The following is a 20,883-nucleotide window of genomic DNA, read 5'->3' as shown; positions in this document are numbered from 1 at the left end:
TACCCCAATACAGATACAAGCATTTAGTTACATGTTCCATGCGGGCTAGGGCAGCCGTTTGCTTCTTTTTCTACTTGGATGGTGCTGTGTTCGATGTGGAATTCGTCGTGAAGGATCCGCTGGGATTGTGAGAGGATGTCATCGTGAATTCCGTTATCTAATATGGTAATATGGCAGCTTAATACAGAATAACCCGAGGTGATGGTCCATATGTGCAGGTCATGGACTTCCTTCACCAATGGAATCTTTTTAAGTTCGTCTTTCACATGATTGATATCAATCTGCGCTGGTGCACCCTCCATCAAGATATGGAACGTGTCCTTTGTGACCCTGTATCCACTTAAGAGAATTAGGATGGCAACAATAACACTTGCGATAGGGTCAGCAATCCCCCAGCCGAAAAACATAATCAACAGGGCGGCAACTATCGCGCCAACCGATCCCAGCATATCACCAAGAACATGTAAAAAGGCACTCCTGACATTTAGGTTATCTTCCTTATCACCCTTCATTAATATCCAAGCAGCAACGATGTTCACCAGCAGGCCTGTGATTGATATCATCAGCATTCCGGTACTTTGCACCTCTGGTGGATTGAAAAAGCGTTGAAAAGCTTCAAAAAAGATAAAGATAGAAATAACAACTAGTGTAATTCCATTCAAGGCTGCAGTGATAATTTCGAACCGTTTGTAGCCATATGTTTTTTCTTTCGACACCTGTTTCTCACCGAGCTTAATCGCAAAAAAGCTTAGTCCTAATGCGGCCGCGTCACTCAGCATATGCCCTGCATCTGACAAAAGCGCCAAACTGTTTGTTAAGATACCACCGATTACCTCGACGACCATAAACGCCGATATTAATAGGAAGGAACTCAATAATGCTTTTTTATTACTCGTATGTGAATGTCCATGTGAATGTCCATGTGAATGTCCATGTGAATGTCCATGTGAATGTCCATGTGAATGTCCATGTGAATGTCCGTGATGGTGATGACCCATGTTTATCCCCCCAAAAGCCAATTCCAAACGGCTTTTTTATTTATCTCTTTCTAAACCGAAAATATTACGATTAAGGCTAGTGTTTTCTAATCTTTATTATTCGATACACGCCACTTAAGCACACGTCCGATTTGCCTAGTCTTTTACTCTTAAAAGCCGTAAACCAGTAAAGGGAACGAATAACGTCACGCCCATATCGGCAAAAATAGCAATCCATAATGTTAGCCAGCTCAGAAAAAGGGCTAAAAAATTAACAACTAATGATAATGTAATATTTCTTTTAAGGTAGTAGTTCCATAGACTGTGAGCTTTGCTGCTCCAAAATTAACTTTTGCGTCAACGACACCATCCAGGTGTTGTACGTTCTTTTCGAACTTTGCCGCACAACCTGTTCAAGAATGGCCTTGAACTCGATAGACTTGTTTTTCAACTGTCTCACTCACGACTGGCCACCTCCTCCTGATGGGCAATTGCAATATGAAGTAATTGTTTAACATGATCGTCGTCTAGGGAATAATAAACAAGCTTACCCTCTTTCCGATATTTCGTGAGCCTCAGGTTTTTTAAATGACGCAAATGATGAGAAGCCGTAGCTGTGGTCGCTCCAACTATATTGGCGACATCACAGACGCATAACTCCTCTTCAAGTGTAAGGGAATAAGCGATTTTCAAGCGTGTCTCATCGGACAATGCTTTAAATAGCTTGGTCACTTCAGTGATACTCGTATCCTTTTCAAGCTGCTGTTGGACCCGAGTGGTTTTCTCATTATCCACACAGGTAACCTCGCAAATATCACGCTCTTTCATCCTGATCACCTTCATTCAAATGTTCATTTGAATATATAATATTCAAATGACGGTTTGAATGTCAATGATTATTGAACTTTTTTTACTTAAAAATATTGATGTATTTCCTATTTTATAGAACATTCAAATGGTTCCTATTGTGTGACAGGATTTTTTGAGTAGAGTCGCTCTTTTTTTGTGGTTTAATGAAAACTGTACCTGCTTAAAATTTTCAATATTCCCACTATTAGCTTGACTATTGTCTTAATTAATATTATAGCGTTATAATATGTTAGAGTAATAATACGGTAACGTACTAAAGTAAAATAATGAATAGATAGGATGGTAGATTGAATATGAAACGGTTGGTTACTATGTTTTTAGTAATAGCAGCGGCATTCACCATTATTACAGGATGCTCTTCTAAGTCATCTGAAGCAAAGGACAACACATTGGTGATTGGAATCGATGATAAATTTGCACCAATGGGCTTCCGCGATGAGAATAACAAGATTGTTGGTTTTGACATTGACTACGCCAGCGCAGCAGCCGAAAAAATGGGGAAAAAGGTTAAGTTTCAACCAATCGATTGGAGCACAAAGGAAGCGGAACTTAGCAGTGGACGGATTGACCTTATTTGGAACGGATACACTATTACCGACGAACGTAAAAAGAAAGTTCTTTTCACGAAACCATATTTAAAAAATGCTCAAGTAGTTGTTACGATGGCAGATTCAAAGCTTTCTAAATTAGATGATTTAACTGGTAAGGTTGTCGGCTTGCAAACACTATCTTCAGCAGCTGATGCATTAGAGGCTTCACCAATTAAGGCAAAAATTAAGACAGTTACCGAGTTTGCTGACAATGTCCAAGCATTGACTGACTTAAAGAGCGGCCGGTTAGATGCGGTTGTTATTGATGAGATTGTCATTGATTACTACATGACGAAAGAAAAAGAAGCCTTCAAAATCCTTGATGAATCACTGGCCCCTGAAGAATACGGAATTGGCGTTAAAAAGGGAAATGATCAATTACTTAAAAATCTGCAAAAAGCACTTGATGAAATGAACGAAGATGGCACAGCCGAAGGAATTTCGAAAAAGTGGTTTGGCGAAAATAAAGTACTAAAGTAATACCGAATATAAGATAAAACAGGTTTCCTCTGGGAACCCTGTTTTGTTTTTGGAGGAAACCTTTCATGTCTTTTGATTATCTTATTACCATACTAAAACCCATGCTCGAAGGGGCTCAGATGACCATCCTCTTGTTTTTGATTGCAATTGTCGTATCCATTCCCCTCGGGTTTGTTTTAACACTAGCTGTCGGCAGCCGTTTTAAACCTCTCTCCATGCTTGCCGAGGGATATATTTACGTGATGCGCGGCACACCGCTCTTACTTCAACTGTTATTTATTTGTTTCGGGCTGCCGATGCTGCCTGTCATTGGTGAATATTTAGTCTTGGACCGCTTTGTTGCGGCCTGTATCGGTTTCATCTTAAACTATGCCGCCTATTTTGCTGAAATCTTTCGCGGTGGACTTCTTGCGATTGATAAAGGTCAATATGAGGCATCACAAGTCCTTGGTCTGAATAGATGGCAGACATTGACAAGGGTCATCCTGCCGCAAATGTTCCGGATTGCCCTCCCGGCTGTCGCGAACGAATCCGTAACATTAGTGAAAGATACTGCACTCCTTTATGCCGTTGCTGTGCCTGAATTGCTTCATTTTGCGCAAACAGCGGTCAATCGAGACTTTACCATTGTGCCTTTCTTCGTAGCAGGGATCATTTACTTGATCATGACGCTCCTGTTAACCCTGGTCTTTAAAGGGTTCGAAAAACGGTTCAAATTTGAATAGGAAGGAGTGGTGAAAATGGCTGTCATTGAAATATCTAATCTCAAAAAATCGTACGGTAATTTAGAAGTCTTAAAACGGATTACCTTTGATGTAAATAAAAACGATGTGGTAGCTGTCATTGGTCCGTCCGGCTCTGGAAAAAGTACGATGCTACGGAGTTTGGTCCATCTAGAAAAAATAGACGATGGCACGATTTGTGTCTCCGGTAATCATTTAGTAAAGGACGGCGTCTATGCGAAGCCGCAGGAAATCAAAGAGATCAATGCTAAAATGGGGATGGTTTTTCAGCATTTTAACCTTTTTCCACATCTGACCGTTAAAGAAAATTTGGAGATCGCTCCAAAATTGTTGAAAAAGGAATCGGCTGCTAAAATTCAACAAAGAAGCAGTGAGCTTCTTGAGAAAATAGGGCTAGCTGACCGGGCCGCAGCCTATCCTGCAAAACTGTCAGGCGGGCAGAAACAACGAGTAGCTATCGCCCGGGCGCTTATGTTAAATCCAGAAATTTTGCTCTTTGATGAGCCAACATCTGCTTTGGATCCGGAATTAACTGGCGAGGTGTTGCAAGTTATGAAGGATCTGGCGGAAGAACACATGACCATGATTGTGGTAACACACGAGATGGGCTTTGCCAAGGAAGTAGCAAATAGAGTTATCTTCATGGATAACGGGGAAATTGTTGAATCCGGTTCGCCTGAGGAGCTGTTTACGAATCCTCAGAATGAACGCACGAAGGCTTTCTTGAAACGCAGTTTAAAATGATTTAGAACCCGTTCCCCCAAAAAAGGGAAAACTATTTAAAAAGTATTATTCTTAAACCAATCCCTCTTTAATAAGAGGGATTGGTTTATATTAAGGAGATAACTACACCACCTACAGCTCCAGTAAACACAATAACCCACGGCGGAAGTTTCCAAAATACCAACATACCAAATAAGATCGCAGCAAAAGCAAAATCAATAGGGGCTAAAATGGAACTCATCCAGATCGGATGATAGAAGGCTGCAATCAATATTCCCACAACAGCTGCATTTACTCCCATCAATGCTCCTTTTATATTAGGATTCTGTCGCAGCAGGTTCCAAAAAGGCAGTGTTCCTAAAACAAGCAGGAATGCTGGTAAGAAAATAGCAATTGTTGCTAGGATTCCCCCCTTCCAACCATTTATGACGGTCCCAATATAAGCAGCAAAAGTAAATAGCGGTCCTGGTACGGCTTGAGCCACGCCATATCCACTAATGAACTCTTCTTTACTTAACCACCCAGATGGGACAAATTCACGTTCAAGTAATGGAAGCACTACGTGACCTCCGCCAAAAACCAATGAGCCCGACCGATAAAAGCTATCAAACAAAGCAATCCACTTAATTGAAGTTACTTCTCTTAAAAGAGGCAAAAGAACTAGAAGCCCGAAAAACAATATCAAACAAACGACAGCAAAACGTTTAGAAATGGGAAAATCAATCGTGGTAGCATCCCTATCTACCTCGTGTTTTTTATAAATAAGCAAACCGGCCGCTCCCGCTAATAAAATCAGACCGACCTGAGTGTAGGCTGTCTGACATAACAGCGTACCTACCAACGTGAATAAAGCAATCGCTTTTCTCTCGATATCAGGGGTTAGTTTTTGTGCCATGCCTAAAACAGCATGGGCCACGACTGCTACCGCAACGATTTTCAACCCATGGATCCAGCCGCTATCATTTATTTCCAAGCCATGTAGAATCATTGCAAATAGAATCAAGGCAATGACAGAGGGAGTGGTAAAACCAATAAACGCTAAAATCCCGCCCAGGAAGCCACCTCTTATCACTCCGATTCCAATTCCAACCTGACTGCTAGCAGGGCCCGGCAAAAATTGGCACAAAGCAACTAAATCCGCATAACCTTTTTCATCGATCCATTTTCTGTTTTGAACATATTCTTCATAAAAGTAACCTAGATGTGCGACTGGTCCGCCAAATGATGTTAAACCAAGTTTAGTCGAGACTAACAATATTTCAATCAGTGACTTACCATAGTTTTGAGACACAACACTATTCCTCCAATTATCTACGAAGGGGCAATTTTCATCATGATAATTATACAACTTTCAGGAACACCCGAACTCAAAATTTAACAATTTTTTAACTTCTATATAAAAAGAAGAACCTTATTGGCTCTTCTCCTTTTTACTAGATAAAAAAATTACTTGGTTATAGAATCATCTTTCAGAGCGACCCAAAACGCTGCGGCAATCGACGCAATCAGCACAAGAAATGGAGCATAAAAAAGCAAGAAATTATCTAACAAGTCCCATTCCCCCTATGCATGTTCATCATTTCGATTCCCCTGGACATATTCTTTGTTGAACAAAAACAATTTTAACAACAGATACAAAGATGGGAGGAGCAGCCCAAGTCCTGCAATAAAAGCCACAATCAAGGCAATCGCCATTGATTGATTGGTAAAGCTGTCGTATAGAGTGAGATACGGATAAAGTAAATAAGGATAATGAGATACACCGTAGGCCAGAAAGGCAAGTGCAAATTGCCCAACCAACAGCCAGAAGGCCAGACCATAGGCACGCCGCTTCCAGATCAAATAAACGGTTCCTGCAAAGAACACGACCGACAGCCCAAATAACCACCAAAGGTCTAGCAAGCGCCGGTAATGTTCCGGATTGTGCGTCCTCATTTCAATAATAATCCCCCCAGCCGTGACAATCGCCGGGCCGGCCCAGATGAGTGCATATTTACGCAATAGGTTTGTTGCTGCCTCATCCTTTGCATGGTGGGCATACCAAGTCAAAAATACTGCTGAGATATATAACACCGCCGTCAAACTAAGGACCACTATACTCCATGATAACGGGCTGGTAAACAATGCCCAATAATCAAGAGCAGGGGCTGCATTTTCGATTTTCACGAAACCGCCCTCCGAAATCGACAAAACGCTCGACAGTGATGCGGGAATAAATAATCCCGTTAACCCGTATAAAATCGTGTACCGCTTGTGCCGGAGTCCTCCGTACGTGGTAAACGCATAATATGCCCCCCGAATCGCCAGCAGAATAATTGCAATACTTGCTGGCACAAGGAGTGTAGTCCCGAAGTAATAGGCTGTTTTAGGGAAAAAACCTACCATTCCAACGAAGAAAAACACCAAGAACACATTCGTGACTTCCCATACGGGCGATAAATAGCGTTGAATAATCTTTGTCAAAATATGCTGTTTGCCCGTTACAGAACTAAATGCGTTAAAAAATCCTGCTCCGAAATCAATGGAAGCAATGATAATGTATCCAAAAAGAAACAGCCCTAATGCTGAAATACCGATGATTTCAAGTGTCATAATATATCACCTGCTTTCTCAGAAGCCCGGTCGGCCAGTTCCTGCTCGACTGGATTCTTCCGGAACATCCTCCACAGTACAACAACACTCCCGATCCCGAGGACCAAATAAAGCCCCGCAAATAATATCAACATCAGATCCACTTGATCACTGGTAGTTGCTGCCTTTTTGGTCCGCAAAATCCCCCGTAAGATCCAAGGCTGACGGCCGACCTCGTCCAGCCACCACCCTGCCTCAATCGCCAGGATTGAAAGAGGACCGCCTAGAACAACCAGCCATCGAAACCATTTGGATAAAACAAAACGCCATTTACGCCAACTACCTACTACATACACCAACGAAAGAACAGTCATCCACATCCCGATGGTGACCATCGTATCAAATAGATAGTGTATATAAAGCGGCGGCACTTCATCTTTCGGAAATTGATCCAATCCGATCACTTCGGCATTTGGAACCTCATGAGCTAAAATGCTGAGGGCAAAAGGAATTTTGAGGGCATATTTCACTTCCCCATCATCAAGAACACCGTAAAGGATGAGCGGAACACCTTTCCCTGTTTCAAAATGCCACTCCGCCGCAGCTAATTTTTCTGGCTGGTATTCGGCTAAATACTTTCCTGAGAAGTCTCCTAATAGGGCAGTGGCTACTGAAAAGACGAATCCAAGTTTCATGGTTAAAAACAAGGCCTTTTTATGGTATGTATGATTTGACCCTTTTAACAGCCGAAAGGCACCAATGGCAGCTAGGACAAAGGCGGAAGTCATATAGGCCGTGACAACCACATGTGCAACTTTTGTAGGCATCGCGGGATTAAACATCGCTAAAATGGGACTCACATCTACGAGCTGGCCATTGACTACATCAAAGCCCTGTGGCGCATTCATAAATGCATTAACGATTGTTATAAAGACGGCTGAAAATGAGGCCCCTAAAGCAACTGGAATCAGCAGGAGTAAATGCTTTTTCTGATTTTCAAACCGGTCCCAAGTATATATGTATATCCCTAAAAATATCGCTTCAAAGAAAAATGCAAATGTCTCCATAAATAACGGCAGGGCTATCACATTCCCTGCTAACTGCATAAAGTTCGGCCATAGGAGTGAGAGTTGCAACCCGATGGCGGTCCCAGTTACAACACCAACTGCTACCGTAATCACAAATCCCCTCGTCCATCTCCGAGCTAATAAAATATAATGTTCGTCCTGTTTCTTGATTCCAACCCATTGAGCAATCATAATCATCAGCGGAATTCCGACGCCAATGGTTGCGTAAATGATATGAAAGGACAAGGTCAATTCTGTCAGCACACGGCTATAAAATACGGCTTCTTCATTACCCATTTCACTTACCACCCTTCTTATCCTGAAAACAGCCGTCCAATGATTGACAGCCCCATAATGGATGCCACAATAAAGGCCAGCCAAATGAGCTTCCGTTCTTGTTTTTTGTAAATAAAAATCCCCCCTGATTACTTAGCTAAATCCATATCATATATATCTCTTAGATAACATTCCCAAATTTATTGCAGAATATAGTGAACAACTGATGAATGTATCTTCCGCCTGGTCACAATAAAATGAGGGCTATGTTGGTCAGTCCACAACGCCCGCCACAGCCCCGCTTTTCAGGTTTTTTTCAAGACGAACAGTCAGGATCAATCCAAATTTATGCATGCCTAACATAAGGATGCCCGCAAACATTTGGTCAAGTCTTGTATTAAAGGGAGAAGGTAGAAGATCGAGGGAACTTAATTGACTTAGTTGTGAAGGTGAGATACAAAGATTTGCGGTGAGTTGTGAAAGAAGAGGATTATTCATTCCACCTATCAAAGCAGTAACAATAAATAGCAGACAGGCTGGCATAATGACGAGCCCGCTTAGAAATAAATACCGTTTCTTTTGCTCTTGTGTATGATCGTTCTTCGGGTCAGGGACGGTTATCGGCTGCCACATCCTAAAAGAAAGGACCAACAGCACAAATAAGTACCCATTATGGACAAAGGCGGTTTGAGAAAGGAAAGTTAATACTATTGGGAAATGGTATATTAAGAACAAGGCCCCGAACGCAAATAATGCAACTTTCGAAGGTAAGACGAACTTATTGACTTGCTTCGAAAGGGATTGCTTTCGAATGGTTTCGATTAACGGATATGGAATGCCTAGTACAAAAAGTGGTGAGATAATAAAATATAAAATACTCATTTGAAGCATGTGCAAGCTAAACGACAGATGACTGATGGTTTCAAACGGACTGCCAAAGGTTACGTACATGATAACTAAACTGAGGAAATATAGCAGGGGTTGTTTTTGATAAAGCTTGATGTTGGTATAGATTACTACCACATAGACATAAATGGCAACAAGACAGATTAGGCAGGCTAGTAATGGCATATTCCACAACAATTGACCTTCAAGCCACATAGCATAGAACATGAATTCCCCTCCCTACACTCTTTTAAGCAGCAAATAACTTTTAGATTTTATGTTTGATTCGCTGAATTATGACAAAAAAGAAGAACCGTATCGGCTCTTCCTTTCTCTTATTTTGAACTTATTTATTTTCTATTTGGCTGTGTTATACTTGACTGGTGATTTCCGCTCCAATCAACTTGCTTAAAATCAACAGTACCCCTTAACACATCCCTCTATTTTAAAGTAAAGTCCCTCTTTTGTGAAAAACTATCAGTTTTTGAGATAAATAATTTAGCATTGTATATAAAAAGGTACTTATTAAAACAGCCAGGTCGGTTTTTACCCTCGATGTGATCGTATCATTATTGACGAGGAGCCATTGAACTAAATTCTCCCCCATAGTATAGGAGATGAAATAGCAGATTAGAATGACCATAACAAACCGAAGCAATCCATTTAAGACTGAAACATCACTTCTAAAGGTAAAACGACGGTTCAAAAAGAAGCTTACACATGCGCCAACAGAATTCCCAAGAAAGGTAGACATCCAATAGGAGAGGCCAGGACCATGCAACAGGAGATACATCACTGATAATCCAACCATAGTATTAACCATCCCTACCATAATAAAGCGGACAAATGTAAATTTCATATTCTTCCCCTGCTTAAAACAGGTTCCTCCTGCAGCTTTTCTATGACCTTTACAGTAAAGAGATCAGTTTCAATCGCATATCTAGGACGCTGCTTAACTTCAAAATATATTTTACCAATATACTCGCCGATGATCCCAATGCCCATTAATTGCAGTCCGCCTACAAACCAGATGGAGATGATTAACGAAGTCCAGCCAGTTTCCGTATGTCCTAAAGCCTCTTGGATTAAGGCATATCCGCCAGCCAATGCACTTAATATCACTGCAAGAAAACCTAAAAATGTAACAAACCTTATTGGTGCAACACTAAAGGAAGTTATCCCATCAAAAGCAAAGGCAAGCATTTTTTTCAAAGGATATTTTGATTCACCCGCGAGCCGTTCTTTCCGGTCATAGTAGACTTTTGTGGCAGCGAATCCGACAAGTGGAACAAGTCCCCGTAAAAATAAATTTCTTTCCTTATATTTTAACATTTCGTCCAATGCCCGCTTACTCATAAGCCGAAAATCAGCATGGTTTGGAACGAGTTTAATTCCTATTTTCTCCATGAATCGGTAAAATGCCAAAGCAGTGGTCCGTTTGAAGTAGGTATCCGTATCCCGGCTACCCCTCACACCATAAACGATATCAATCCCTTCCCAGTACTTCTCAACAAACGTTCGAATCACACTTATATCATCCTGTAAATCAGCATCAATGGACAGGACACAATCTGATTGTTTATTGGCGGTTTCAAGGCCAGCTATGAGTGCATTCTGATGTCCAACATTTCCTGCCAGCTTCAATCCTTTAACCAAGAGGTTGTTCTCACTTGCAGTCTCGATAATCTCCCATGTTCGATCCTTGCTGCCATCATCTACAAATAGTAGTTTACTATCCTGTGAGACAAGAGACTCCTCCATTAACTCCTTTAACACTGTTGATAATTGAATGATCGTTTCTTTCAATACTTCTTCTTCATTAAAGCACGGTACGACTATTGTTAGTACAGGCTTATTCATATCGAATTCCTCCTGCAGCAATTATTTCACTTGATAGAGATATATCTTCCAAGCCGAGTCTTTTTGGTCGAATGTCTTTTTGAGTACAAGGCCGTTTTTTTCCTCATTCATGATTGGCAGTGCCGAGAGGATAAATTGACCTCCCATTTGTTTGAATACGGTCATATTCAGCTGTAAATCGTGAATCTTAGTCTTAGAATCTTTTTTATATTCATATTTTTTTCCTAGTTCTGCAACAAAAATGTAGCATCTCCCGCCCCAATGATCAAAGTAATTCTCCAAGGTTGGGCTCTTATCCAATTCTTTTGCAATGATTTTCCGAAACTCATATTTATACGTTAATGGATAGAAGTTATTATAGGTATCCAAGGTGTAAAACCCGTTATACTGAGCTATTGCCGGGTGGATCCCGATACTAGCCACTCGATAACTGCTTTGCGGTTTTCCAATGTATTGTTCAATTTCTTTAAATTGAGTGGTTGCATAAAATTGTTTAACCGTTGGTTTCCCTGCTACCCGATAGACGATTTCATCGTTTGCTGCAAACAGTACGAGTAGTTGAATTATTAGACATATTTTTACGAATAACTTCCATCCTTCTCCTTTCCTCCATAGGAGTAATCCACCCACCGCAAACATTAAGTAGATAACGAGAGGTCGCAGAAAATGAAAGCGGGCAAAATTGAATGTATTAAGGATTGAAATATGTTCTTTAAGCGGCTGCCAACCTTTATAAAACCAAAAGGCATACCAGATTGATAGAATAATATTAAGAATGAACAGGTACAGGTACCTTTTTTCAAGAGTGTCTCGCCCTTCCTTCTTCCCAATCAATGCGACTGCAATGAAGGAAAGCGGCACAATCACCAAGGTATGAAGGGTCAACACATGCGTATGTCCGAGAAAATAGTTTTTGAACACGAGACGGATCGTGTGCCAGAAACCAAGAGTGGAACTGACAAACTCATTTCTACTGGTTGGCGCCTCAGGAAATACTAATGAAAAGACAAGGCGGTACTCAATCAGCAGATAAATGATCGTCATTAGCAAAATACTGCTAAAGAAAATCCAATTCGGTTTTCTCTTAACGAGAAAGTCTCTCAACCAAAAGAGTCCCATGGCAAATAGGAAGAAGAAAAATCCTAAAACAAAGCTTGAATAAAAAGGCAGCAAAATAAGTGTAACCCATTCTTTCCAGGTGTGCTTTCCCTCTCTTATATTCATAAACGCCCATAGTGCAAGCGGCATTCCAAGTGTACTAAGCATTCCGGAAGGCCAAAAAGGGGTCAGTGCAAAAGCAAGTGATACCCATACTCGTATCGGATAAGCCTCTACCGCTGTAACAAAGTGCTTCTTAAGCAAAAGATACATTCCGACAAATGCAAAGATTCTTGTTATTAGTTGACTAAGCGCATAGGCAAGCATAGAAGGGAGTATGTTATGCAGCCACTCTATCCCGCTAAATTCTGTCCCAAAAGCATTTCTTGGCAGACCGTTTATGACCTGTGGGATCACCGCATTAATAGATCCAAAAAATTGACCACTATTCTTCAGTACTTTATACCAAGCAATATTCGAATCAAGGTTATCATGAACCCTTATATGGGCATTTTCTCCTAAAATAAACAACGGAGACACATATAAGATTAATAGACATGAGGCTGCCCATAGGTTCTTTATTTCAGGACTCAAAGATGTCCATCGTTTCATTCATCCACACCACTCTACAAAAACAAAATTTTTTTCGAATAAATATATAACGCCTCATTCGGTTGCCTATCTTTTTCTGACCAATTTGGTTCTTTTCAAAAGATTACTTTCAAGTTTCTCATAGAAATCAATTAACCAAATGATCGCTTTGTTTATTGCCCCGAATCGAAGGGTTAAGAAATGGATGGCAAAAGCTACACTTACCCCTATGAGCATTCCGGCTACTACATCTAAAGGGTAGTGTACTCCTGTCCAAACGCGGGACAGAGCAATTCCTGAAGCTAAAACTAACCAAAGCCAGCCGACCCGTTTTTTCCACATCCAAATAACTGTCGCAATCACGAATGCCGCAGTCGCGTGGTCACTTGGAAACGAGGCATTTTTTACGTGAGGGATTAACCAATTTACATGATGGCTGACAAACGGACGATCACGGTAAAAAAAGTGGCCGATTTCTCCATTTATACTTAGCGCAACACAAGCAGCCAGAATTGCCTCAATGACCATTTTTCGATTGTGTGCTTTAGGATAAAACCAATAAAAAATGATTCCAGCAAAAAATAAATACTCTGCTTTTTCTGCTAAAAATATCATTATTGGGTTTAAAAAGCGCTCACTTATTGCAAGGTGATTGATTAATTGAAAGATACCATAGTCTAAGTGTGACATTTTAACTTACCTCCGGATCCACCTTTTTGTTTGTATTATGTTCTTGCTATATGAAAACTTTCAGACTGAAAATAGGATTCCGACGGTCTCCTACTCGTTTTTTGGTATAGAAGTGTTTCTATCAAATCAACGATTTCTCCCGGTTTTTCCGCATCTATTCCCTGCTGATAAGAATCGACCGCATGCTCCCAGCGATTCATTTTTTTCTGATCCTTTAATACACGAAGCAACTGTTTTTCCAATGAAGATTTCTGGTCAAGCTCAAATACGAGATCTTTTCTATTTAAATATTGAAGATTTATTTCTTCCTGTCCTGGAAGTGCGAAATGGACAAAGATTGGCAATCTTTTTCGAATTGCTTCACTTATAGTAACACCACCAGGTTTTGAGACAATTGCATCAACTTCTTCATAAAGTAAATTCATTTCTGCCCTGGAAGAAAGATAGGTTAATGGTGTGATATGCTCTAGATTCCACGAAAGGATTTCATCATAAAGCTTCTTGTTGTTCCCACACAATACAAAAAAGTCTAAGTTAGAGGAGCCTTTTAGCTCTTCAGCTAACTTTAACATCCCGCCTAAACCACTATTTCCTCCGGAAAGTAAAATTTTGAGACGCTCATTGTGTTGTTTCCGATTGGGGGTTTTTGAAATTTCTTCATGGACTGGAATACCAGTGACAATCATTTGTTGGTTCGGAATTTGATATTTTCTGCCAAGTCTTTTTTTGATCTCTTGACTAGGGAGAAGATGGAGATCGATACCCTCTCTTCCCCAAACACTATTAATAAAGAAATCTGTATATACGTTAATAATCGGTATGTCGCATTTCCCCTTCATTTTTAGCTTACTGAGAAGATAGGAAGGGAACCCATGCGTACAAACCAGTAAATCTGGTTTTTCCTCTGCTAACAATTGCTCCATTTTTTTTAAAAAAAGCGGTTGGTACCATTTAAATGACTGTTTTTTAGTTGGTGGTACGTAAAAAAAACTTTTATAGGCAAGATTATATGTTTCTGGTGCATAGCGAATCCAATTAAGATAGCCATGTGTAATCACTTTTTCTAACGATTTATTCGTATAACTTAACAAGTCTATTTTTTTTACATGAAGGTCTTCCGTATGATTTTTTAAAAGATCCATTAATGCTTCAGCGACTTGATGATGTCCCGACTGCATTTGTAAGAGTGGTAAAAACAAAATCTTCTTCACTTATTCCATCTCCTGTTCTACTAGAGATCATTCCTTGAAAAATACTGATTTCTAACTGACCCTTTCAATGTATCACTCATTTCATGAAAAACTGGGTTTTTAATGGATTTTTAATCTTACCTTCAGCTTTTTTTTAGCTTGGTTGTAAAACGCAAAAAACCCGAAAAGATATCTTTTCAGGTTATGGTTTATTTTGTCCTATATAGTTGATTCTGTTTTTTTCTCTTTATATATTTAAGAATAACGAATAGCAAAAAAAGAATAAAAAAGATAAATCCTACATATGGAACATAGTCTGGATTTATATGGAATATCTTCCCAGCATAATAACCTCCTACAATAAAAGGGATTGTCCATAATAGAGTTCCTAGCATCGAAAATAAGAAAAAACTACGAAATGGAATGTTATTAATCCCAGCAAAGTATGGGCTTATTTGCCGAATACCTGGCAGATAAAAACCAATCAGGATGGTCTTACGTACATTTTTCGTATATTTACGATTTACTTTTTCCCAAAGGTCATCGGTAATTCCTACATATTTGCCGTATTTTTTTATAAAAGGAGACCCAAGATATTTTCCGACCGAATAGGCAGTCTGCATTCCAATAAACGCTCCAAGAATGGAACACAGTATCGCTAGCCCCAATGAGATCTTATGATGTAAACTCAGCACTCCTATTAAAAAGAGCAGCGATTCTTCAGGAGCAGGAATGCCCACAATACCAAAAAATAAAAATATAAAAATGACTAGGTAACCATAAATATCAATATAATGAATAATTGTCTCTACATTCATAGCAGCCTCTAAAAGTTAACTTCTTTTAATGTGATAAATTTTGTTCCCTTATTAACGTTTTCTTGTAAATAGTTTTCTAAACTCTGAAGCATATATCGTGGCGCCAGCCTATCCGCACCCATTGTTTCTCCACAATCATGAAGCAACAACACGGATCCTGCTTCAGTCGTTTGAAGCAATTGATCAAGCAGTCTGTTTTTGCCTTTCGCTACCTTCCAATCTCCGAAGATATCCGACCACATAATCACTTTATACCGCTTACTCAAAAATAGGCTGGCCATATTAAAACTACCCCAAGGTGGCCGATAAAAGGTTACTTTTTCATTCGTGCATTGGGTGATTGCTTGTTCTGTCATTTGTAGTTGCTTCTTTAAATGAAAGGGTGAGAGAATCCAGCTGGAAATATGTTTATAATGATGAATACCAATGGTATGTCCCTCCTGACTCATCCGTTTAATAATGTCAGGATAGGCTTTCACTTTACTCCCAACCACAAAAAAGGATGCCTTTACACCGTACTTTTTCAAAAGATCAAGCAATTGTGGTGTGTATTCAGGGTTGGGGCCATCATCAAACGTTAATGCGATCGCAGGGGCATTTATCCTTTTTGTGATTCCTCGTCCACTACGACGTATGAGTATGGTTGGCAATATGGCATACATTAGAAACAAAATGAATAAAAGAATCAAACTTACTATTATAATTTTTAGCACTCCAAAAACATTTCCTTTCCCTCTTTCCGTTTTGGTAAGGACAGCTCCACCTCTGTCCCGATTCCTTCCGTACTTTTTACGATAATATCACCTTGATGCTGCTTCATGATATTTTTGGCAATCGACAACCCTAGGCCCGTCCCGCCTGTCTCCCTGCTCCGGGCCTTGTCCACACGGTAAAAACGTTCAAAGACGTTTTCTATTTCACACTCAGGTATGCCAATCCCGTAATCTTTTACGGTAATGATCGTCCATTGTTCCTTATCCGCTACATACACATCGATCTTATCAGCACTATATTTAATTGCGTTATCGATTAAGATAATGATTGCTTGTTTTAGTTTGACTTCATCCGCGATAACTGTAATGGCAGTTTCATTAAAATGGAGATTTATTTCTCGCTTATAGGCACTTTTAATCTGTTTGAATAAATTCTCACACAAGGATACTAAATTGATTAATTTTGTTTCTAAACCGCTTCCTGATTCTGTCTCAGCTAAATCAAGAAACCTTTCTGTCATTTTTTGAATTCTCGTTGCTTCGGAATGGATCGATTCGATCGCATCATGGGCAACCTCTTCATTTTTTAGTCCCCGTCTTAGCAGAAGGTCGGCATAACTTTTGATTACTGTGAGCGGGGTTTTTAATTCATGCGAAGCGTCTGAAATAAATTGTCTTTGTTTTTCGAGGTTGACCTCTAATCTGCCAATCATCCGATTAAACGTAACAGCCAATTTTTGCAGTTCATCCTTTGTTTCATGTTGGATGATAATTTTCTTCGGAATACCACTTTTTTCAATATCTTCCATGGTATTAATCATATTAGAAATTGGCCTCATAATCAGATTCGACAGCCATCTACCCCCGAGCAGCGATAACACCGCACCTAAAATAGTACAAAAGGTAAGGATGGAAAGTAATAAGTCTTTTCCAGTTTCCAATCCTACCAATTTCTCCCCGAACTCTAGTGTTCCTACAACCTGTCCATTCGATTCGATTGGAACCCTGACGATGGCAATTTGTTCTTCTTGATGTTTAAGTCTAACGGTACGTCTTTCCGTCCCATCTTTATTAGCAAATTGCGATTTTATTTTAGCCGCCAATTGCGGATCATTCGTCACTTGATTAACAATTTTTGAATCTGGTTGAACGATCCTTATAAAGGAATGGGTTGTTAAGTAGGGTGTTAATTTTTCATTAATAACAGCCTGGGAATCTTCCTTGTCGATTTCATTGATCAAATAATCAGCCTTTTGAAATAGTTCATCATCTTCCATATTGACAGTAATTTTCATAAATGAAAAAAAGACAACCGCATTCACAGCAAGTAACACACAAAGTATCCAAGCGGTGGTAATAAGATTTATTTTTGTGGTAATCTTCATTTGCTTAATTCTCCCTTATCGTATAACCAATTCCCCTTACCGTCTGAATAATCGTCGGATCCGAAAACCCTTCTTCCATTTTCTTTCGTAAATGTCTTATAAATACATCGATGACATTCGTTTCCCCTTCATATTCATAGCCCCATACATGAAGGAGGATGCTGTCCCTCGTGACAATTTTATTTTTATTGGATAGCAAATAAACAAGTAAATCAAATTCCTTGGGAGTTAACGTAATCGGAACCTTCCCCCTAGTGACCTCTCTCGTATCAAGATTAACAGTTAAATCACTTATTTTTAAAAAGGAGTCCTCCGCTTGTGCAGCCTTGACCACAATCGAACTTTGACGAAGACAAGAGCGAATTCTTGCCAATAATTCCTCCATTTCAAACGGCTTTGTGATATAATCATTCGCTCCCTGGTCTAGTCCTGCGACCTTATCCATTGTCATATTACGGGCTGTTAATAAAATAACAGGGATGAGATGATTCTCTTTCCGTATTCTTCTTAAAACCTCAATGCCATTCATCTCAGGCAGCATAACATCCAATAAGATTAAATCCAATTTTTCATTTAAGGCTGCCTGCAAACCTGATTTCCCGTCATAGGCAATAATTACTTCGTAATCCTCATACTCAAGTTCGATTTTTAATATCTTGGCGATTTGTTTCTCATCCTCTACAACCAAAATCCGCTGTTTCATTATCACCCCTCCTTTTTAATTCATTAGCTCTGTTAAACTTGCCTGTTGATTTCCACTCCAGGCGCGTGCGGTTCGCGGGCGGTCCGGGGAGCCTCCTCGTCGCTGCGCTCCTGCGGGGTCTCCCCTGCCCCGTCCTCCCGCAGGAGTCTTCGCGCCTTCCCCTCCAATCAACAGGGTGCCAAAATCAACAATAAGCTTTAACATAGCCAATTCATTAGCTGTGGCAGCATATTTCAACGTTTTATATAACCGACGTTATCTCTAGGAATGTCTCCTTCAATTTAGCATTTTTTCTGCTTAGTTTTCTTTTTTTCATTGAATTTTAATCTTTCATCCTGATTCAAGTACGTAAAAAAAAGAAGAACCGTATCGGCTCTTCTTCATTCCTCTCGGGATTAAGAATGGATAATGTAACATGGTCTTCCCATTCTTTTATAGGATTATGGTGTCAGACACCTACTGGATTGGATTATTCGCTTTTTCCGTCATAAGTTCTTGGAGTGAATGCTTGCGGATCGCTAAGACAAGATCGGCTAGGAAATATAATCCTATTGCTGACCAGATCCACGACCAAAATGGTTCTATTGCTCCGTACATGGTGACTATCCCAGGATGGAGCCATTTCATGCATATGAACGACAAGATCATCCAGCATAAAGAGAAGGGGAGACAAATATGGCCATGAATCTGCATTGGTGTGTCGGAATAATCCCACCATTTTCGGTTAAACAACTTCTGCAGCAGTGCTCCTGTCAGATATTCAACTATGGTTGGGATCAAAAAGCATAGGAGAATAGCTGCCCCCCCATTTGTTTCTGGTGAAATCAGAAATACCAAAAACAAAGGAGTAAAGCCGTACATCGGTTTAAATGGCCCAAATAGAAAATTCGGCTTAAAAAATTCACGTTTCGTAAAAAAGTTATAACTGTTTTCAAGGAGCCAGCCTAGTAACGAATAAATTGTGAAATAAAAGATAATCGCCGCCGCTCCTTCAAGATTAATTAGATCAAGATTTTGAAACTCAATACCATTCAGCAAGTTAATGATCATGGCTGAACCACCTTTCATGGATAAGAAATTCCCACTTTAGGTTTAACAGCCATGCTCCCAAATATACAAAAATTTTCCTATTTTATCCTCCACCTACTATCCAGTTTAAGGTGGCACACTAAACTAAGTTTATTTCCTCCGATTCAAGGATTGATTCCGCCAACTTTTGTCGGAATTCCGCACAGTTTCCAATTGATTCCGCCATTTCAGTCAGGAATTCCACCAAACTAGATGATGATTCCGCTAAACCTCTGTTTTACAGAAGATCCTTACACTGCATGAGATTTTGCTTCCTGGTTTGACCGGAATTTTATAACCGAAGCAACTATCACGGCAATGCTTCCGACCGCGATCCATGTTAAAACTGTCGTCGGATGAGTCCAGCTTAAATTCTTTCCAAAAAAGAACAAGTCTCTGAGCCCTTCAACCAAAAAACGAATGGGCAGCCAAGGAAAAATCCAATCACGGTAAAATGGTGGCATGAACTCTGGAGCCATTGCTAATAGGGGGGCTCCAAAGAATAACAGAATGACAAAAATGGGAATCCCCTTTATTCCAGTCCAAGACAGAACAGCTGAAATCATTAAGAAAAAGCTGTAACATGCTAAGGATAAGAACAATGCCGTATCTCCAAATTGAGCTATATGAACCCCGATTGCATTCGCCATCCATGTTAGCCCAAATCCTGCCACAAGGGCAATAACTGCTCCCATTAACACTTGAGCCATTAGTGCAATAAACTTTTCCTTCCGACTTGTAAACGATATCTTAGATAACGTTATAAAAATAATCGCTGCTCCAGCAATACTAGCCATCCAAAGCGGCTGGAATAAGGAAATCGGGGCATTTCCATTCATGCTATTTCTACCGGTCTCATTGACATTTGTTACTTTTTTCGTGATCGGTGATACCATGAATGCAGCCTGTTTGGTCGTCACCATCCCCCCTTTTGCCTCAAATTCTGCTAATAATTGCGTCCGGGCATTCGTGTTAATTTGGTCAACGATTCCATTCAGGGCGGTTCCTGCCATCGTGGAGCCAGCTGTATTGATACCTTGGTTCACTACTATCTCAATTTCAGGGGAGACGGGTTCAGGCCCGCGGAGCGACGCTTGCTTCCTCGAGAAATCCTGTGGTATGACAAACGCTGCATAATAATCCCGATCAGCTAAACCCTTTTTCGCATCTTGATAACTTTTTACGGGGAAAAATTTAACGGCCGGTTCTTCATCTGAAGAGGGTTTGGCTGTTTTCTGGATCATGTCTTCTATTGAATTCCCCATATTCACTTTTCCTTGCTTTGGAATATCCACTCCTTGGTCCAAATTGACAACCACAATCGGTAAATTCTTAGGAGTAGGCTGTACCGATGGAATCAGCGTTAATCCAAATATAAGTACCACAGCTAATACTATAAGAGGTGAAAAAAAAGCCACTTTACTTTTAAGTAATTTCATAGAAATCCCCCTTTAGTTTTCTAATACAATTAGACACAATGTTGATTAATGTCCATGATGTATATTATAATTCGTTTATTAACGAAGGCAATAAACAATAAAAAGGTATCTGTCTATTAATCCACACATATGATGATTCCGTTTAT

The 20,883-nt window shown here is 40.0% G+C and carries 22 protein-coding genes and 1 pseudogene; 3 read left to right on the top strand and 20 right to left on the bottom strand.

Going from position 1 to position 20,883, the window contains the following annotated elements; translation table 11 throughout:
* Nucleotides 1–23: 23 nt before the first annotated feature.
* The 3 genes and pseudogenes from KW850_RS10990 to KW850_RS10980 all read right to left on the bottom strand — a co-directional run bounded on the left by KW850_RS10990 (nucleotide 24) and on the right by KW850_RS10980 (nucleotide 1,805).
* Entirely contained in the window at nucleotides 24–998 is a 975-nt protein-coding gene (locus KW850_RS10990; RefSeq protein WP_218347617.1) for a cation diffusion facilitator family transporter, read from the bottom strand.
* Nucleotides 999–1,270: 272 nt separating this feature from the next.
* Nucleotides 1,271–1,495, bottom strand: a pseudogene (locus KW850_RS10985) (cation transporter); the annotation flags it as partial.
* Entirely contained in the window at nucleotides 1,434–1,805 is a 372-nt protein-coding gene (locus KW850_RS10980) for an ArsR/SmtB family transcription factor (protein ID WP_218347615.1), read from the bottom strand. The pseudogene KW850_RS10985 and the gene KW850_RS10980, both read right to left, overlap by 62 nt.
* Nucleotides 1,806–2,140: 335 nt before the next feature.
* Between KW850_RS10980 and KW850_RS10975 the strand changes: the two genes are divergently transcribed.
* From KW850_RS10975 to KW850_RS10965, 3 genes are all read left to right on the top strand, one after another.
* Entirely contained in the window at nucleotides 2,141–2,917 is a 777-nt protein-coding gene (locus KW850_RS10975; protein WP_218347614.1) for an amino acid ABC transporter substrate-binding protein, read from the top strand.
* A gap of 65 nt (nucleotides 2,918–2,982) precedes the next feature.
* On the top strand, nucleotides 2,983–3,642 hold the full coding sequence (locus KW850_RS10970; protein ID WP_218347613.1) for an amino acid ABC transporter permease: 660 nt from the start codon (nucleotides 2,983–2,985) through the stop codon (nucleotides 3,640–3,642).
* 15 nt (nucleotides 3,643–3,657) lie between these two features.
* Nucleotides 3,658–4,404: an amino acid ABC transporter ATP-binding protein gene (locus KW850_RS10965; protein ID WP_218347612.1), complete on the top strand. Its 747-nt coding sequence runs from the start codon at nucleotides 3,658–3,660 to the stop codon at nucleotides 4,402–4,404.
* A gap of 85 nt (nucleotides 4,405–4,489) precedes the next feature.
* Here KW850_RS10965 and chrA read toward each other — a convergent pair whose 3' ends face one another.
* The 17 genes from chrA to KW850_RS10885 all read right to left on the bottom strand — a co-directional run bounded on the left by chrA (nucleotide 4,490) and on the right by KW850_RS10885 (nucleotide 20,737).
* Complete coding sequence (gene chrA, locus KW850_RS10960) at nucleotides 4,490–5,674, bottom strand: chromate efflux transporter (protein ID WP_218347611.1); 1,185 nt, start codon at nucleotides 5,672–5,674, stop codon at nucleotides 4,490–4,492.
* A 155-nt stretch (nucleotides 5,675–5,829) separates the two neighbouring features.
* Nucleotides 5,830–5,934 carry a cytochrome bd oxidase small subunit CydS family protein gene (cydS, locus tag KW850_RS34260; RefSeq protein ID WP_420490078.1) on the bottom strand — a complete coding sequence of 35 codons (105 nt, stop codon included), beginning with the start codon at nucleotides 5,932–5,934 and terminating at the stop codon, nucleotides 5,830–5,832.
* A 12-nt stretch (nucleotides 5,935–5,946) separates the two neighbouring features.
* On the bottom strand, nucleotides 5,947–6,975 hold the full coding sequence (locus KW850_RS10955) for a cytochrome d ubiquinol oxidase subunit II (protein ID WP_218347610.1): 1,029 nt from the start codon (nucleotides 6,973–6,975) through the stop codon (nucleotides 5,947–5,949).
* Complete coding sequence (locus tag KW850_RS10950; RefSeq protein WP_218347609.1) at nucleotides 6,972–8,318, bottom strand: cytochrome ubiquinol oxidase subunit I; 1,347 nt, start codon at nucleotides 8,316–8,318, stop codon at nucleotides 6,972–6,974. Before KW850_RS10950 ends, KW850_RS10955 begins: the two co-directional genes overlap by 4 nt.
* Before the next feature lie 252 nt (nucleotides 8,319–8,570).
* On the bottom strand, nucleotides 8,571–9,410 hold the full coding sequence (locus tag KW850_RS10945) for a cytochrome c oxidase assembly protein (RefSeq protein ID WP_218347608.1): 840 nt from the start codon (nucleotides 9,408–9,410) through the stop codon (nucleotides 8,571–8,573).
* Between the two features lie 217 nt (nucleotides 9,411–9,627).
* Nucleotides 9,628–10,041 (bottom strand): GtrA family protein, encoded by a 414-nt coding sequence (locus KW850_RS10940; RefSeq protein WP_218347607.1) that lies wholly within the window; start codon nucleotides 10,039–10,041, stop codon nucleotides 9,628–9,630.
* Nucleotides 10,038–11,042 carry a glycosyltransferase family 2 protein gene (locus tag KW850_RS10935; protein ID WP_218347606.1) on the bottom strand — a complete coding sequence of 335 codons (1,005 nt, stop codon included), beginning with the start codon at nucleotides 11,040–11,042 and terminating at the stop codon, nucleotides 10,038–10,040. The genes KW850_RS10940 and KW850_RS10935 overlap by 4 nt, the downstream gene beginning before the upstream one ends.
* Nucleotides 11,043–11,063: 21 nt before the next feature.
* On the bottom strand, nucleotides 11,064–12,752 hold the full coding sequence (locus KW850_RS10930; RefSeq protein WP_218347605.1) for a DUF6044 family protein: 1,689 nt from the start codon (nucleotides 12,750–12,752) through the stop codon (nucleotides 11,064–11,066).
* A 66-nt stretch (nucleotides 12,753–12,818) separates the two neighbouring features.
* Nucleotides 12,819–13,421: an undecaprenyl-diphosphatase gene (locus KW850_RS10925; RefSeq protein ID WP_218347604.1), complete on the bottom strand. Its 603-nt coding sequence runs from the start codon at nucleotides 13,419–13,421 to the stop codon at nucleotides 12,819–12,821.
* 35 nt (nucleotides 13,422–13,456) lie between these two features.
* A complete protein-coding gene (locus KW850_RS10920) occupies nucleotides 13,457–14,632 on the bottom strand; it encodes an MGDG synthase family glycosyltransferase (protein ID WP_218347603.1) in 1,176 nt (391 codons plus the stop codon).
* 188 nt (nucleotides 14,633–14,820) lie between these two features.
* Nucleotides 14,821–15,429 (bottom strand): DedA family protein, encoded by a 609-nt coding sequence (locus tag KW850_RS10915; protein ID WP_218347602.1) that lies wholly within the window; start codon nucleotides 15,427–15,429, stop codon nucleotides 14,821–14,823.
* 8 nt (nucleotides 15,430–15,437) lie between these two features.
* On the bottom strand, nucleotides 15,438–16,142 hold the full coding sequence (locus tag KW850_RS10910) for a polysaccharide deacetylase family protein (RefSeq protein WP_308128785.1): 705 nt from the start codon (nucleotides 16,140–16,142) through the stop codon (nucleotides 15,438–15,440).
* Nucleotides 16,136–17,527: a sensor histidine kinase gene (locus KW850_RS10905; protein ID WP_218347601.1), complete on the bottom strand. Its 1,392-nt coding sequence runs from the start codon at nucleotides 17,525–17,527 to the stop codon at nucleotides 16,136–16,138. The genes KW850_RS10910 and KW850_RS10905 overlap by 7 nt, the downstream gene beginning before the upstream one ends.
* A gap of 4 nt (nucleotides 17,528–17,531) precedes the next feature.
* Nucleotides 17,532–18,230, bottom strand: coding sequence for a response regulator transcription factor (locus KW850_RS10900; protein WP_256358201.1), 699 nt, complete (start codon nucleotides 18,228–18,230; stop codon nucleotides 17,532–17,534).
* Nucleotides 18,231–18,245: 15 nt separating this feature from the next.
* Complete coding sequence (locus KW850_RS10895) at nucleotides 18,246–18,467, bottom strand: hypothetical protein (protein ID WP_218347600.1); 222 nt, start codon at nucleotides 18,465–18,467, stop codon at nucleotides 18,246–18,248.
* 219 nt (nucleotides 18,468–18,686) lie between these two features.
* Entirely contained in the window at nucleotides 18,687–19,280 is a 594-nt protein-coding gene (locus tag KW850_RS10890) for a putative ABC transporter permease (RefSeq protein ID WP_218347599.1), read from the bottom strand.
* Between the two features lie 269 nt (nucleotides 19,281–19,549).
* Nucleotides 19,550–20,737: a YhgE/Pip domain-containing protein gene (locus KW850_RS10885; RefSeq protein WP_218347598.1), complete on the bottom strand. Its 1,188-nt coding sequence runs from the start codon at nucleotides 20,735–20,737 to the stop codon at nucleotides 19,550–19,552.
* Between the last annotated feature and the right edge of the window lie 146 nt (nucleotides 20,738–20,883).

This window comes from Bacillus sp. sid0103 (genome assembly GCF_019219025.1).
Note: the sequence above shows the minus strand (reverse complement) of the source record. Positions and strands in the feature narration are given on the sequence as shown.